Source organism: Actinomadura miaoliensis (assembly GCF_039536785.1).
GTDB lineage: Bacteria > Actinomycetota > Actinomycetes > Streptosporangiales > Streptosporangiaceae > Spirillospora > Spirillospora miaoliensis.
On record NZ_BAAAZG010000012.1, the window covers coordinates 176,423 to 191,216 of the forward strand.

The window sequence follows — 14,794 nt, forward strand, 5'->3', positions numbered from 1 at the left end:
GGTGGCGCCGCCGCCGTCGGGCGTGGCCGGCCGGTGACGCGGGGGTGTCCCGGAAGCGTCGCGACGGCGTCGGCGGGACGATCGGGACGTGACGACGCGCAGGCCGCGTGTCGCCTGCGGGCCGAGCACGCCCCGCGACCACTAGGCTCGCGGATCGTGAACGTCGTGGAAGCGACCGTCCTCGGCATCGTCCAGGGACTGACGGAATTCCTGCCCATCTCCAGCTCCGGGCACATGCTGTTCGTGCCCAAGTTCCTCGGCTGGGAGGATCCCGGGTCGGCCTTCAGCGCGGTCATCCAGATCGGCACGATGGCCGCGGTGATCATCTACTTCTGGCGCGACCTGGGGCGCATCCTCCTCACCTGGACGCGCAGCCTGTGGCGGTCCGAGCTGCGCCGGCACCAGGACGCCCGGATGGGCTGGTACATCGGCCTCGGCACGATCCCGATCGGGGTGTGCGGCCTGGCGTTCAAGGACTTCATCGAGGAGCCCGCCCGCAACCTGTGGATCAACGCCACGTCGCTGATCGTCATGGGCCTGCTGCTGATGGTCGCCGAGTGGTGGGGGTCGCGCAAACGCGAGGTCGGCGACCTCAACCTGCGCGACGGCCTGATCATCGGAACGTTCCAGGCGCTGGCGCTGATCCCCGGCTCGTCCCGGTCCGGGTCCACCATGACCGGAGCGCTGTTCCTCGGCTACACGCGGGAGGCGGCGGCGCGGTACTCGTTCCTGCTGTCGGTGCCGGCCGTGGTGCTGTCGGGGCTGTTCGAGCTGCGCAAGGCGTTCTCCGGCGACCTGCAGCTGGTGCCGACCGCGGTGGCGACGGCGGCGTCGTTCGTCGTCGGCTACGCCTGCATCGCCTGGCTGCTGAAGTTCCTGGCCCGGCACTCGATGATGGTGTTCGTCTACTACCGGGTGGCGCTCGGCGGCGTCATCCTCGGCCTGCTCGCCGCCGGAGCCATCAGCGCCACCTGACCGCGCCCCCGGACCGCCGCCCGCACCCGGCGGGTGACGCGCCCTCGACCCGCGCACGTCAATCGGCCCGGGCCGTGACGACGACCTCGTCCGGCCCGGGCCGTTTTTCGTCGCCGCGTGCGTATCGCCGCGTCCGGCCCCGGATTACAGTGCGCGCCCATGGCGACCCCGCCCTTCCCGATGTACTCGCCGCGCACCCCGGCGGACGGCGGCCCGCTGGTGCGGCCGCGGTACGGCGCGGGACGCGCCGACGACCCGGGCTACCTGCGGTCGCTGCGCACCGGCACGGTGCTGGCGCGGCTGCGCGCGGTGATGCTGGTCCTCGCGGTGGCGCAGGTGCTGATCCTGGCGATCTCGCCGCTGCTCGTCCCCGGCGGGCCCGCCGGGCTCCCCGCGCCGTGGACGGTCCCGCCGCTCGCGGCCGCCGTGCTGGTCGCGGCGCTGGCCGGGCCCCGCACGCCGCGTCCGCTGCGCCCCGGCGGCGACCGCGGACAGGCCGCCGCGGCGGCGCTGCTGCAGTTCCGGCAGGCGATCCTGGTGCGGTTCGCGCTCGCCGACGCCGTCATCCTGCTCGGCCTGGCCCTGGCGGTCACCACGCGCGACGAGCCGGTGTTCCTGGCGGCGTTCGCGCTGGGCTACCCGCTGCTGCTCGGCCTGGCGCTGCCCACGGCGGGCGGCGTCGAGCGCGTGCGGCGCCGCCTGGAGGCCGACGGCGCCGACTCGCACCTGTGGGCCGTGCTGCTGGCGCCCGCCCCCGATCGCCGGCACCTGACGACGGCGCGATGATCACACCGGTGCCGCGCATCTCGTAGAGTGCGTGTCGTGACGACGCTGCTGCTGGTCCGCCACGGACTGACCGCGCTGACCGGGCCCGTGCTGGCGGGCTGGACCCCCGAGGTGCGCCTGGACGAGCGCGGCCGCGGGCAGGTGCGGGCGCTGGCCGCGCGCCTGGCGCCGGTGCTGCTGGCGGCGGTGGTGTCCAGCCCCCTGGAACGGTGCCTGGAGACCGCCGAGGCGATCGCCTCCGGCCACGCCGACCCCATCGACAAGGTCGAGGTCGACGAGCGGTTCGGAGAGGTCCGCTACGGCGACTGGACGGGCCGCCCGCTCAAGGAGCTGGCCGAGGAACCGCTGTGGCGGGTCGTGCAGGCCCACCCCAGCGCGGCCCGCTTCCCTGGCGAAGACGGCGAGTCGCTGGCCGACGCCCAGCACCGCGCGGTCGCCGCGGTCCGCGACTGGAACGCCCGGATCGCCGCCGAGCACGGCCCGGACGCCGCCTACGCGGTGTGCAGCCACGGCGACATCATCAAGGCCGTCGTCGCCGACGCCCTCGGCCTGCACCTGGACCAGTTCCAGCGGATCCAGGCCGCGCCCGCGTCGCTCACCGTGATCCGCTACACCGAGCTGCGGCCGTTCCTGGTGCGCCTCAACGACACCGGCGGCGGTGTCGACGACCTGCTGCCCCCGCCCGAGGACGAGCGGGAACAGGGGCGCGAGCAGGGCCCGGGGCGCGGTGACGCGGCCGTCGGCGGCGGCGCGTAGGGTCGTTGTCATGCCGGTCATCTCCTATGAACTGCCGGACAGGTTCGTCGCCGGCACCGTCGGGCGCCCGGGGGAGCGCTCGTTCTACCTGCAGGCCCGCGAGGGCCGCCGGGTCACCAGCGTGGGCCTGGAGAAGTTCCAGGTGACGCTGCTGGCCGAGCGGCTGGAGGAGCTGCTGGACGAGATCCTGCGGCGCAGCGGCGGCACCGCCCCGGTGCCCGCGGTCACCCCCACCGAACTGCAGGACGACGGCCCCCTCGACCAGCCGGTCGAGGAGGAGTTCCGGGTCGGCACCATGGCGCTGGCCTGGGACCCCGAGGACGAACGCGTGATCATCGAGGCGCAGGAGGTCACCGAGGCCGACGACCAGGAGGCCGAGGTCGGCGAGGATGACCCGGCGATCGCCGTGCTGCGCGTGCGGATCACCGCCGCGCAGGCCCGCGCGTTCGCCGAACGGGCCCTGAAGGTGGTGGCGGCGGGCCGCCCGCCCTGCCCGCTGTGCGGGCTGCCGCTGGACGCGGGCGGGCACATCTGCCCCCGCCAGAACGGGCACATGGCGTGAACGGGCACCATGGACGGGCACGTGGCGTGAACGGGCACTCGGCGTGAGCGGGCACCCGGCATGAACGGCCGCCGTGCGTGAACCACGGGACGTCCCCGGCCGGGACGAGCCCGGGCGGCACGCGCGCGGCGCCCGGCGCGGCGGCCGGCGGCGGCGCACCTCACCACCGCCCGTGCTGGATCATGGGCGCGGCGCCCGGGACAATGGACGCATGACGCAGCCCTCCCGGGATCGCAGCCCCGCCGACGACGGTCCCGGCCGCACCGTCTCCCCCCGCGACGCCGACATCGCCGAACGGCTGCTCTCCAAGGGCCGCCTCACCGTGGAGGGACGTCTCGTCCAGGCGTCCAACGCCACGCTGTACTGCTCGGTCGAGTGGGAGGACGTCACCGCCGCCTGCGTGTACAAGCCGGTGGCGGGCGAGCGTCCGCTGTGGGACTTCCCGGACGGCACGCTGGCCGGACGCGAGGTCGCCGCGTACGCGGTGTCGCAGGCGATGGGCTGGAACATCGTGCCGCCCACCGTGCACCGCGACGGCCCGTACGGGCCCGGCATGGTGCAGCTGTGGGTGGAGCCCGACCCCGACGTCGACCTGGTGGCGCTGTCGCGGTCGGACGACCCGGCGATCCGGCGGATGGCGGTGTTCGACGCCGTCATCAACAACGCCGACCGGAAGATCGGGCACCTGCTGCCGCCCGGCGACGGCCACGTCTACGGCTGCGACCACGGCGTGTGCTTCTCGGTGGAGTACAAGCTGCGCACCGTGCTGTGGCAGTGGCGCGGCAAGCGGCTGACCGACGAGGCGCTGGAGGCGCTCGGCCGGGTCGAGGCGGCGCTGGCCGACGGTTCGCTGGGCGACCGCCTGGCCGGGCTGCTGACCGCCGAGGAGGTCGACGCCACCCGCCGCCGCGTCGAGCTGATGCTCAAGCACCGCATCCACCCCTACCCGCCGGAGGACTGGCCCGCCATCCCCTGGCCGCCGCTCTGACACGCCGCTCGACCGGCCGCTCTGATGGCCGTCCCCGCCGGTGGACCCGCCCCGCGGCGGTTCTGGGCGAAGTGCTCCAATGGGGCGCATGTGCACGGCGATCGTGAGTTTCGACCCCTCATCTCCCGTTCCGGTGCTGCTGGTGGGCGTCCGGGACGAGTTCCTGGTCCGCGCGTGGGAACCGCCGGGCCGGCACTGGCCGGACCGGCCGGGCCTGGTCGGCGGCCGTGACCGGCGCGCCGGGGGCACCTGGCTGGCGGTCGACCCGGCCGCCCCGCGCGCGGCCACCGTCCTGAACGGCCGCGGCCGCGACGCGCCCGAGACGGCGCGGTCCTCGCGCGGCGAGCTGCCGCTGCGGATGGCGGCCGACGGCAAGCTCGACGGGCTGGACCCGGCCCGCTTCGACCCGTTCCACCTGCTGTGCGCCGAGCCGGACGCGGTGCGGCTGTGGAGCTGGGACGGCGTCGCGCTCGTGGAACGCGCGCTGGGCCCCGGCCTGCACATGGTGGTCAACAACGGCCTGGAAGGGCGGGACCGCCGCGAGGACGGGCACGCCGACGACGGCGACCAGCACATGGCCGAACGCCTGGCGTACTTCCGGCCCCGGCTGGCGGCCGCAGCCCGTCCCGAGCCCCGCGACGGGACGGCCGCGCAGGCGTGGGGCCAGTGGCTGGCGTTCGCCGAGGGCGCCGGGCTGCCGCGCACCGACCCGCGCGCCCTGCTCCCGCTGGTCGACCTCGCCGGGACGGGCGTGTGGGGCACCACGTCGGTGAGCCTGGTGGCGTTGCGCGCCGACGGCGTCCGCTACGACTTCTCACCCGCCCCCGGCGACCCCGACGCCTGGACCCAGGTCATCTGACCGGACGACCCCACCCGACGGCGTTACCCGGGCGGCGTGACCCGGACGGCGTGATCGGGATGGCGTGGCCGGGGCGGCGTGGCCGGGGCGGGGTGGGAGGCGCGTCCTGCCGACGGCCGCACTGATGCTCACGTTCGGTGCTACCTTCGTTACCCGTCGCGATCGTGCGGGGAGGTGGGCCGCCGGATGGGAGCGTTCGTCGTCCGCAGGCTGCTGCACGCGGTCGTGGTGCTGTGGCTGGTGTCCACGCTGGTGTTCGCGTTCCTGCACCTGTCGCCGGTGCCCGTGGAGCAGGTGATCGGCGGCCCCCGCGCCACCGCCGACACCCTCGCCCAGATCCGCCGCGGCCTCGGCCTGGACCGTCCGCTGGCCGTCCAGTACGGCGACTTCCTGCTGCGGCTGACGCGCGGCGACCTCGGCGACTCCTACGTCACCGGTGTGCCGGTGGCGCGGCTGATCGCCGAGCGGGTCCCGACGACGCTGTGGCTGGTGCTGGGCGCGAGCGTGCTGTGGCTGGCGGGCGGTGTGGCGGCCGGGATGCTCGGCGCGGCCCGTCCCGGCGGCGTGTGGGACCGGCTGACGACGGTGTTCGTGCTGGTCGGGCTGTCGGCGCCGCCGTTCGTGCTGGCGCTGGTGCTGCTGCAGGCGCTGGCCGGCGGCACCGGGTTCTTCGAGGCGGGGCCGCCGCTGCAGGAGCACTTCTGGCGCCGCATGGTCCTGCCGTGGTGCGCGCTGGCGATGCTGATGGCGGCCGCCTACGCCCGGCTCACCCGCGGCGCCCTGCTGGACGCGCTCGGCGAGGACTACGTCCGCACCGCCCGCGCCAAGGGCCTGCCGGAGCGGCGGGTGCTGGCGCGGCACGGCCTGCGCGCGGCGCTGCCGCCGGTCGTCACCCAGTTCGGCGTGGACGTGGGGGCGCTGGTCGGGTCCACCGTCGTCACCGAGAAGGTGTTCGGGCTGCAGGGCGTGGGCCAGCTGGTGCAGCAGTCCGTCGCCTCCGGCGACGCCCCTGTGGTCATCGGGGTGACGCTGCTGGTGACCGTCTGCGTGATCGTCACCGGGCTGGCCGCCGACCTCGCGCACTCCGTGCTGGACCCGCGCGTCCGGCTGCCGTGACGCCGCCCCCCGGACATTACGGATGATCTCGCCGTAAAACCGTGAACGGGGCCTGGATAAGCTTGCCGGTATGCGATCGTGGCCCGCCCCTGAGGTTCCCCACCTGCCCACGGCCGGTCTTCCGGCCATCGCGTCCCCGCTGCGCCTGCACGACACGGGAACCGGAGAGGCGCGGGCCACCGGCCCTGGCGCCACCGCCCGGATGTACGTGTGCGGCATCACCCCCTACGACGCCACCCACCTGGGGCACGCCGCCACCTACCTGGCCTTCGACCTGGTCAACCGGGTGTGGCGGGACCTCGGCCACCAGGTGCGCTACGTCCAGAACGCCACCGACGTCGACGACCCGCTGCTGGAACGTGCCCGGCAGACCGGCCAGGACTGGCGCGAGCTGGCCGACCGGGAGATCCAGCTGTTCCGCGACGACATGACGGCGCTGCGGATCCTGCCGCCCGACCACTACATCGGCGCCGTGGAGGCCATCCCGCTGATCACGGAGATGGTGGAGAAGCTGCGCGCCAAGGACGCCACCTACGACCTGGACGGCGACCTGTACTTCCCCGTCGACGCCGACCCCGACTTCGGCCGGGTCAGCCGGCTGACCCGCGAGGAGATGCTGCCGCTGTTCGCCGAGCGCGGCGGCGATCCGGGCCGCTCGGGCAAGAAGGACCCGCTGGACCCGCTGGTGTGGATGGCCCGGCGGCCCGGCGAGCCGAGCTGGGACTCCCCGTTCGGGCAGGGCCGTCCCGGCTGGCACGTGGAGTGCTCGGCGATCTCCGTGGAATACCTGGGGATGGCCTTCGACGTCGAGGGCGGCGGCTCCGACCTGGCCTTCCCCCACCACGAGATGGGCGCCTCGCACGCCCAGATCGCCACCGGCGAACGCCCGCACGCCCGCGCCTACGTGCACGCCGGCATGGTCGGCCTGGACGGCGAGAAGATGTCCAAGTCGCGCGGGAACCTGGTGTTCGTGTCCCGGCTGCGGCGCGACGGCGCCGACCCGATGGCGATCCGGCTGGCGCTGCTGGCCCATCACTACCGCGCGGACTGGGAGTGGGTGCCGGGCGTGCTGGACGAGGCGACGGAGCGACTGGGACGCTGGCGCGCGGCCGTCCGCCTGCCCGCCGGGCCGTCCGCCGCCGCCACGGCCGCCGAGGTACGCGCCCGCCTGGCCGACGACCTGGACGCCCCCGCCGCGCTGGCGGCCGTGGACCGCTGGGCCGAGCAGGCCCTCGCCGACGAGCCGTCCGCCCCCGACGCCGAGGCGCCCGCCCAGATCCGCGCGCTCACCGACGCCCTCCTCGGCGTCGCCCTGTGACGCGGATCGCCTGTGATTCGGATCGCCTGTGACGCGGATCGCCTGTGACGCGGGTCGCGTGTGACGAGGCTCGCGCGTCGCGGCCGGTGACCTCGATGCCTCCTCACAGCAGACCGGCGAGCTTGTAGAGGACGAGGGAACCGGCCACGGCCACGTTGAGGCTGTTGCCGCTGCCCACCATGGGGATCTCCACGGCCATGTCCAGCAGGTCCAGCGCCTCGTCCGGTATGCCGTACTGTTCGTGCCCCAGCACCGCGACCGTGCGTTCGCGCGCGGCGGGCAGGTCGGCCAGGCGCACCGCCTCGTCGGCCAGTTCCACGCCCACCACCCGCGTGCCGCCGTCGCGCTGGCGGGCCAGCCAGTCCAGGGGGTCGTTGACCCAGTGGACGCAGGACGGCCTGCGCAGCGTGTTGCCGCGTGCCAGCGCCTCGGGCACCCACCGGTGCCGGGGCACCGCCAGGCAGGCGCCGACGGCGTCGCAGGTCCGCAGGAGGGTTCCGAGGTTGGCGCCGTGCAGCGGCCACAGCGGCGCGGCGATGAGGTGGTCCCAGCAGGAGTGGGCGCGGCTCCTGCGGTGGCGTCTCAGCTCACGGCGGGGCCGGACGCGGATCGCCGCCGGGGCCGTTGCGGGGGCCGCCGTCGCGTCCGGGGCGCGGACGTCGGGGGCGCGGACGTCGGGGGTCTGGGCGGGGCGCGGGCGACGGCCCGCGCGGGCGCTCACCGGCTGAGGGCGCCTCCGCCCCCGGGAAGCTCGGCAGTGTCCATGATGTGCGCACTTCGCGGCGTGCGCGGGCCATCGACGGGACGTCCCCGGCCCAGCGGGGCCCGGGACGCCGTGCGGAGCGCGGCTTGCGCCGCCGTCAGATCATGATAAGCCCGGCGCCCGCCCCGGGCACGCGGTTCCACACCGCGCGGCGCGGGCGGCGGGCGCGGCGCGGGTGACGGCCTGCGAGCCGGGTCAGCCGGTCTCGCGGCGGCGCAGGTAGCGTTCGAACTCGCGGGCGATGGCGTCGCCGCTGGCCTCGGGCAGCTCCAGGGCGTCCTTCTGCTCCTCGAGGCTGCGCACGTACTCGGCGACCTCCGAGTCCTCCTCGGCCAGCTCGTTGACGCCGTTCTCCCAGGCCCGCGCCTCCTCGGGCAGCTCGCCCAGGGGAACGGTGACGTCCAGCACGTCCTCCACCCGGCGCAGCAGCGCGAGGGTGGCCTTGGGGGACGGCGGCGAGGCCACGTAGTGCGGCACCGCCGCCCACAGCGACACCGTGCTCAGGTCGGCCTTGGAGCACGCGTCCTGCAGGACGCCGAGGATGCCGGTCGGCCCCTCGTACCGGGCCGGCTCCAGGTGGAGGGTGGTCACCAGGCCCGCGTCGGACGCGGCGCCGGTGACCGGTACCGGCCGGGTGTGGGGGGCGTCGGCCAGCAGCGCGCCGAGCAGGACGACGTTCTTGACCTCAAGTTCCAGCATCAGCCCGACGAGCTCGCGGCAGAACGACCGCCACCGCATGTTGGGCTCGATGCCGTGCACCAGCACCACGTCGCGCCCGGACGGCAGGCGCGCCCAGGACACCCGGGTGGTGGGCCAGGTGATCCCGCGGCTCTCCCCGTCCGCCATCTCGATGAGGGGACGGGTGACCTGGAAGTCGTAGTAGTCGTCCGGGTCCAGTTCGGCGATCGGCACGGCCTCCCAGATCGACTCCAGGTGGCCGATGACACCGCTGGCGGCCTCTCCGGCGTCGTTCCACCCTTCAAAGGCGGCCACGACGACCGGATCGACGAGTTCGGGCACGCTTTCCAGCTCGACCACGCGCTGCCTCCTTCCGACGACAGGTACAGCGTCACCGAGGGGGCCGTGATTCCCGGGGGGCGGACCCGCTCATGATCGGTGCTGTCAGCCTACGTCCTAGGGGCCTTCTTGCCCCACCGTTGCGGCACCCCGTTCGCCCCCGGCAGACCCGTGAACGCCTCCACAAGGGACGGGCCTGCCGCGGGGGTGGGGATTGCCGGGCCGTGACGGCTCATTTGCCTTTCTCGGTGGTGTGGACGATGAGCACGTCGCAGGGGGAGCGGTGGGACAGGTTCGCCGGAACCGACCCCAGGATGCGGCCGGCGAGGCTGTTGAGGCCCCGGTTGCCGACGACGACGAGGTCGACAGCGCGGTCCCTGGCCAGGCGGGCCAGCACGTCCACGGGGTCGCCCTCCAGGGCGGCCTGGTCGATGTCGCGGGCGCCCGCGGCGACGGCGCGTTCCCGGGCGGCGCGCAGGGCGTCGTCGGCGGGCGTGGACCCCTGCACCTTGTAGGCCAGGTCGCCGAGGCGGTCGGCGGCGCTGAGCCGCTCGCGCTCGGGCATGGGGCTGTAGGCGGAGGCGAGCAGCAGCGTGGCGCCGGTGGCGGCGGCCAGCTGCGCGGCCCGGTCGACCGCGCGGAACGAGGAGTCGGAGCCGTCGGTGCCGACGAGGATGGTGCGGTACGCGCTCATGCCGCTCCTTACCGATGAGTAGTTCGCAGGGTGGCACGGTATCGGTCGGACGCGCAGCGTCACCACCCCCTCCCGCCGCCCCCCGCATCGGCCCCGCATCGCCCTCCCGCCGGCGTCGCGTCGGCGTTCCGTCGGCGTTCGGTCGGCCGGGCGTCGCCGTCGCGTCGCCGTCCGGGTTCGTGCGGATCCGCGACGGCTCCGGAAGATCGACCGCCGTGCCCGGCTAGGCTGGAGCACCATGAGCACTCCGACACCTCAGTCCCTCCGGCAGGCCCTGCAGCAACGCGTCGTCGTGGCCGACGGGGGCATGGGGACGATGCTCCAGGAGGCGGGCCCCACACTGGACGACTTCCAGGGGCACGAGGGCTGCAACGAGATCCTGAACGTCACCCGGCCGGACATCGTCCGCTCCGTCCACCAGGCCTACTTCGACGCCGGCGTCGACTGCGTGGAGACCAACACCTTCGGCGCCAACCTGGGGAACCTGGGCGAGTACGGCATCACCGAGCGGATCGAGGAGCTGTCGGAGGCCGGCGCCCGCCTGGCCCGCGAGGTCGCCGACGCCCTGTCCACACCCGACCGGCCCCGCTGGGTGATCGGATCGGTCGGCCCCGGCACCAAGCTGCCCACCCTCGGGCACGTGTCGTTCGCCGAGCTGCGCGACGCCTACCAGCGCAACGCCGAGGGGCTGCTGGCCGGCGGCGTGCACGCGATCCTGGTGGAGACCTGCCAGGACCTGCTGCAGGCCAAGGCCGCGCTCATCGGCGCCAAACGAGCCATCGCCGCCGCCGGCACCGACACGGTGCTGGTCGCGCAGGTGACGATCGAGCAGAACGGCGCGATGCTGCTGGGCTCGGAGATCGGCGCCGCGCTGACCGCCCTGGAGCCGCTGGACCTGGACCTGATCGGCCTCAACTGCGCCACCGGCCCGGCCGAGATGAGCGAGCACCTGCGCTACCTGGCCCGGCACGCCCGCATCGGCCTGTCGTGCATGCCCAACGCGGGCCTGCCCGAGCTGACCGCCGACGGCGCCCGCTACCCCCTCACCCCCGCCGAGCTGGCCGACGCGCACGACGCGTTCACCCGCGACTTCGGGCTGTCACTGGTCGGCGGCTGCTGCGGCACCACCCCCGAGCACCTGCGGCAGGTGGTCGAGCGGGTCCGCGGCCGCGAGATCGCGCAGCGGCGGCCCCGCCCCGAGGCGGGCGCGTCGTCGCTGTACCAGCACGTCCCGTTCCGGCAGGACACCTCCTACCTGGCGATCGGGGAACGCACCAACGCCAACGGCTCCAAGGCCTTCCGCGAGGCCATGCTGGAGGGCCGCTGGGACGACTGCGTCAAGATCGCCCGCGACCAGGCCCGCGACGGCGCCCACATGCTGGACCTGTGCGTCGACTACGTCGGCCGCGACGGCGTCGCCGACATGAAGGAGCTGGCCGCCCGGTTCGCCACCGCCGCCACGCTGCCGATCGTGCTGGACTCCACCGAGGTGCCCGTGCTGACGGCGGGCCTGGAGATGCTCGGCGGCCGCGCCGTGGTCAACTCCGTCAGCTTCGAGGACGGCGACGGGCCCGACTCCAAGCTGGCCCGGCTCATGCCGGTGGTCAGGGAGCACGGCGCCGCGATCGTGGTGATGTGCATCGACGAGGAGGGCCAGGCCCGCACCGCGGAGTGGAAGGTCCGCGTCGCCACCCGCATGATCGAGGAGCTCACCGGCAAGTGGGGCATGCGGGTCGGCGACATCATCGTCGACTGCCTGACGTTCACCATCGGCACCGGCACCGAGGAGTCCCGCCGCGACGCCGTCGAGACGATCGAGGCGATCCGCGAGCTCAAGCGCCGCTACCCGGAGGTGCAGACCACCCTCGGGGTGTCGAACGTGTCGTTCGGCCTCAACCCGGCCGCGCGCGTGGTGCTCAACTCGGTGTTCCTGTCCGAGTGCGTCGACGCGGGCCTGGACTCGGCGATCGTGCACGCCTCCAAGATCCTGCCGATGGCGCGGATCGACGAGGAGCAGCGCAAGGTCGCCCTCGACCTGGTCTACGACCGCCGCTCGGACGGCTACGACCCGCTGCACCGGTTCATGGAGCTGTTCGAGGGCGTCGACACCGCCGCGCTGAAGGCCGGCCGCGCCGCCGAGCTGGCCGCGCTGCCGCTGTGGGAGCGGCTCAAGCGCCGCATCATCGACGGCGAGCTGGACGGCCTGAACGCCGATCTGGACGAGGCCCTGACGCAGCGGCCCGCCCTGGAGATCGTCAACGACGTGCTGCTGGACGGCATGAAGGTCGTCGGCGAGCTGTTCGGCTCCGGGCAGATGCAGCTTCCGTTCGTGCTGCAGTCGGCGGAGGTGATGAAGACCGCCGTCGCCTACCTGGAACCGCACATGGACAAGGTGGAGGGCGACGGCTCCAAGGGCCGCATCGTGCTGGCCACCGTCAAGGGCGACGTGCACGACATCGGCAAGAACCTGGTCGACATCATCCTGTCCAACAACGGCTACGAGGTGATCAACCTCGGCATCAAGCAGCCGATGTCGGCGATCCTGGAGGCCGCCCGCGACGAGCGCGCCGACGTGATCGGCATGTCCGGGCTGCTGGTGAAGTCGACCGTGGTGATGAAGGAGAACCTGGAGGAGCTCAACTCCCGCGGCCTGGCCGGCAGGTGGCCGGTGCTGCTCGGCGGCGCCGCGCTCACCCGCGCCTACGTCGAGCAGGACCTGGCCGAGCTGTTCGACGGCGAGGTCCGCTACGCCCGCGACGCGTTCGAGGGGCTGCGGCTGATGGACGCGTTCATGGCCGTCAAGCGCGGCGAGGAGGGCGCGCAGCTGCCGCCGCTGCGCGAGCGCAGGGTCCGCAAGGGCGCCACGCTGAAGGTCACCGAACCCGGTGACCTGCCGGCCCGGTCGGACGTGGCCGCCGACAACAAGGTGCCCGAGCCGCCGTTCTGGGGCGACCGCGTCGTCAAGGGCATCCCCATGGCCGACTACGCCGCGTTCCTGGACGAGCGCGCCACCTTCATGGGGCAGTGGGGCCTCAAGCCCGCCCGCGGCGGCGACGGCCCGTCCTACGAGGAGCTGGTGGAGACCGAGGGACGGCCCCGGCTGCGCATGTGGCTGGACCGGATCCAGACCGAGGGCCTGATCGAGGCCGCCGTCGTCTACGGCTACTTCCCGGCCGTGTCCGAGGGCGACGACCTGGTCATCCTCAACGAGGACGGCTCCGAACGCGAACGGTTCACCTTCCCGCGCCAGCGCCGCGACCGGCACCTGTGCCTGGCCGACTTCTTCCGCCCGCGCGAGTCCGGCGAGACCGACGTGGCCGCCTTCCAGCTCGTCACCGTCGGGTCGAAGGTCAGCGAGGCCACCGCGGAGCTGTTCGCCAAGAACGCCTACCGCGAGTACCTGGAGCTGCACGGCCTGTCGGTGCAGCTGACCGAGGCGCTGGCCGAGTACTGGCACGCCCGCGTCCGCTCCGAGATCGGGTTCGGCGGGGAGGACCCGGACGACCTGGACGACTTCCTCAAGGTCGGCTACCGCGGCGCCCGCTACTCCTTCGGCTACCCGGCCTGCCCCGACCTGGAGGACCGCGCCAAGGTGGTGCGGCTGCTGCGGCCCGAACGCGTCGGCGTCACCCTGTCGGAGGAGTACCAGCTGGTGCCCGAACAGGCCACCGACGCCCTGGTCGTCCACCACCCGGAGGCCAAGTACTTCAACACCTGACCTCCGCCGCGCCCCCTTGTGATCTGCGCTACGCGGCGGCCCCGTCCCGGCGCCGATCGCGTACCGTCCGTGGGGAAATGACCGCCACGACGGATCCGAGGGGGCGCGTGAGTACCGACGAGCTGCCGCAGGCCGTGCTGTTCGACATGGACGGGCTGCTGATCGACTCCGAGCGGCTGTGGCTGGAGGTCGAGGAGGAGGTCGTCGCCTGGCTGGGCGGCACGTGGACCAGCGAGGACCAGGAGCGGATGCTGGGCGGCTCGCTGGACAAGGCCGTCCGGTACATGCTGGACCTGACCGGCGCGGACGTGCCGCCGGGCGAGGTGGGCCGGCGGATGCTGGACGGCATGGCCGAGCGGCTCGGCGCGTGCGTGCCGCTGCTGCCGGGCGCCAAGGAGCTGCTGGCCGAGGTCCGCGCCGCGGGGGTGCCGGCCGCGCTGGTGTCCTCCAGCCACCGGCGGCTGATCGAGCCGGTGCTGGACGCGGTCGGCCGCGAGCACTTCGCGGTGACGGTCGCCGGTGACGAGGTGGCGCGCACCAAACCCGACCCCGAGCCGTACCTGACCGCCACGGCCCGGCTGGGCGTCGAGCCGCGCCGCTGCGTGGTGCTGGAGGACTCGCCCAACGGCCTGGCCGCCGCCGAGGCCGCCGGGTGCGTGACGGTCGCGGTGCCCAGCCTGCTGCCGGTGCCGCCCGCGCCGGGCCGCACCGTCGTCGCCTCCCTGACCGAGGTCGACCTGCCGCGCCTGGCCGCCCTGGTCGGCTGACACCGGCTGATACCCGAGGGTGGGAGGCGTCGCGGGGGTCCCGCTCGTTCCCTAGGGGGAGCCTCACGCCGGGGGAGGAGCGCCGGGGGCGCACAACCCTTCGCTGGGAGGAGCGACGTCCGCGCCGGACGTGTGACGATGGGAAGAGCACGGCAGCAGGCACAGAGGGGGCCGGCATGAGCGACACCGTCATCTTCGCGATCAGCCTGGGCGTCACCGCGCTCGGGCTGCTGATCAGCTGGGGCCTCTATCGCCGCCGCGGCGCCGCCTCGGGGCTGCGCGGCGCGGCCTGGTCGCTGGTGCCGCTGGCGGCCGCCATGACCGGTGTGACCGGGTTCCTGGCCGACCTGGCGTTCAGCCCCGCCAAGTGGGCGGGGGTGGCCGTGGCCGGGCTGGCCGTGCTGCTGTACCTGACGTCGGGGGCGATGCTGAGCCGCCGGGGCGGCGCGGGCGGCCGCGCCGTGGAGCGCGGCGG

The 14,794-nt window shown here is 74.1% G+C and carries 14 protein-coding genes; 11 read left to right on the forward strand and 3 right to left on the reverse strand.

Features of this window, described 5'->3' with window-relative positions:
- Positions 1-156 precede the first annotated feature (156 nt).
- The 8 genes from ABD811_RS11480 (at position 157) to mshC (ending at position 7,360) form a co-directional block, all read left to right on the forward strand.
- A complete protein-coding gene (locus ABD811_RS11480; protein ID WP_344945084.1) occupies positions 157-975 on the forward strand; it encodes an undecaprenyl-diphosphate phosphatase in 819 nt (272 codons plus the stop codon).
- 159 nt (positions 976-1,134) lie between these two features.
- Positions 1,135-1,761: a hypothetical protein gene (locus ABD811_RS11485; RefSeq protein WP_344945086.1), complete on the forward strand. Its 627-nt coding sequence runs from the start codon at positions 1,135-1,137 to the stop codon at positions 1,759-1,761.
- Positions 1,762-1,797: 36 nt separating this feature from the next.
- A complete protein-coding gene (locus ABD811_RS11490; protein WP_344945088.1) occupies positions 1,798-2,517 on the forward strand; it encodes an MSMEG_4193 family putative phosphomutase in 720 nt (239 codons plus the stop codon).
- Between the two features lie 10 nt (positions 2,518-2,527).
- A complete protein-coding gene (locus ABD811_RS11495) occupies positions 2,528-3,079 on the forward strand; it encodes a DUF3090 domain-containing protein (protein ID WP_344945090.1) in 552 nt (183 codons plus the stop codon).
- A 211-nt stretch (positions 3,080-3,290) separates the two neighbouring features.
- Positions 3,291-4,067 carry an SCO1664 family protein gene (locus tag ABD811_RS11500; protein WP_344945092.1) on the forward strand — a complete coding sequence of 259 codons (777 nt, stop codon included), beginning with the start codon at positions 3,291-3,293 and terminating at the stop codon, positions 4,065-4,067.
- An 88-nt stretch (positions 4,068-4,155) separates the two neighbouring features.
- Positions 4,156-4,926, forward strand: coding sequence for an NRDE family protein (locus tag ABD811_RS11505; protein WP_344945094.1), 771 nt, complete (start codon positions 4,156-4,158; stop codon positions 4,924-4,926).
- Positions 4,927-5,112: 186 nt separating this feature from the next.
- Positions 5,113-6,042: an ABC transporter permease gene (locus ABD811_RS11510; protein ID WP_344945097.1), complete on the forward strand. Its 930-nt coding sequence runs from the start codon at positions 5,113-5,115 to the stop codon at positions 6,040-6,042.
- Between the two features lie 70 nt (positions 6,043-6,112).
- Positions 6,113-7,360 (forward strand): cysteine--1-D-myo-inosityl 2-amino-2-deoxy-alpha-D-glucopyranoside ligase, encoded by a 1,248-nt coding sequence (gene mshC / locus ABD811_RS11515; RefSeq protein ID WP_344945099.1) that lies wholly within the window; start codon positions 6,113-6,115, stop codon positions 7,358-7,360.
- A gap of 103 nt (positions 7,361-7,463) precedes the next feature.
- Here the strand turns inward: mshC and ABD811_RS11520 are convergent, their stop codons facing one another.
- The 3 genes from ABD811_RS11520 to ABD811_RS11530 all read right to left on the reverse strand — a co-directional run bounded on the left by ABD811_RS11520 (position 7,464) and on the right by ABD811_RS11530 (position 9,834).
- Positions 7,464-8,081: a TrmH family RNA methyltransferase gene (locus tag ABD811_RS11520; RefSeq protein WP_344945101.1), complete on the reverse strand. Its 618-nt coding sequence runs from the start codon at positions 8,079-8,081 to the stop codon at positions 7,464-7,466.
- A gap of 237 nt (positions 8,082-8,318) precedes the next feature.
- Entirely contained in the window at positions 8,319-9,161 is an 843-nt protein-coding gene (locus ABD811_RS11525; protein WP_344945104.1) for a PAC2 family protein, read from the reverse strand.
- 211 nt (positions 9,162-9,372) lie between these two features.
- Entirely contained in the window at positions 9,373-9,834 is a 462-nt protein-coding gene (locus ABD811_RS11530; RefSeq protein WP_344945107.1) for a universal stress protein, read from the reverse strand.
- 238 nt (positions 9,835-10,072) lie between these two features.
- Here ABD811_RS11530 and metH point away from each other — a divergent pair, with 238 nt between their 5' ends.
- The 3 genes from metH to ABD811_RS11545 form a co-directional block, all read left to right on the forward strand.
- Positions 10,073-13,552 (forward strand): methionine synthase, encoded by a 3,480-nt coding sequence (metH, locus tag ABD811_RS11535; RefSeq protein ID WP_344945110.1) that lies wholly within the window; start codon positions 10,073-10,075, stop codon positions 13,550-13,552.
- Positions 13,553-13,659: 107 nt separating this feature from the next.
- A complete protein-coding gene (locus ABD811_RS11540; protein WP_344945113.1) occupies positions 13,660-14,319 on the forward strand; it encodes an HAD family hydrolase in 660 nt (219 codons plus the stop codon).
- A 176-nt stretch (positions 14,320-14,495) separates the two neighbouring features.
- On the forward strand, positions 14,496-14,794 hold a 299-nt coding region (locus ABD811_RS11545), incomplete at its 3' end, for a hypothetical protein (RefSeq protein ID WP_344945115.1).

What these genes read in the sequence shown, in the direction of transcription:
- ABD811_RS11485 (WP_344945086.1), top strand. Translation starts at nt 1,135, where the DNA reads ATGGCGACCCCGCCCTTCCCGATGTACTCGCCGCGCACCCCGGCGGAC.
- ABD811_RS11495 (WP_344945090.1), top strand. Translation starts at nt 2,528, where the DNA reads ATGCCGGTCATCTCCTATGAACTGCCGGACAGGTTCGTCGCCGGCACC.
- ABD811_RS11500 (WP_344945092.1), top strand. Translation starts at nt 3,291, where the DNA reads ATGACGCAGCCCTCCCGGGATCGCAGCCCCGCCGACGACGGTCCCGGC.
- ABD811_RS11505 (WP_344945094.1), top strand. Translation starts at nt 4,156, where the DNA reads ATGTGCACGGCGATCGTGAGTTTCGACCCCTCATCTCCCGTTCCGGTG.
- ABD811_RS11510 (WP_344945097.1), top strand. Translation starts at nt 5,113, where the DNA reads ATGGGAGCGTTCGTCGTCCGCAGGCTGCTGCACGCGGTCGTGGTGCTG.
- mshC (WP_344945099.1), top strand. Translation starts at nt 6,113, where the DNA reads ATGCGATCGTGGCCCGCCCCTGAGGTTCCCCACCTGCCCACGGCCGGT.
- ABD811_RS11530 (WP_344945107.1), bottom strand. Translation starts at nt 9,834, where the DNA reads ATGAGCGCGTACCGCACCATCCTCGTCGGCACCGACGGCTCCGACTCC.
- metH (WP_344945110.1), top strand. Translation starts at nt 10,073, where the DNA reads ATGAGCACTCCGACACCTCAGTCCCTCCGGCAGGCCCTGCAGCAACGC.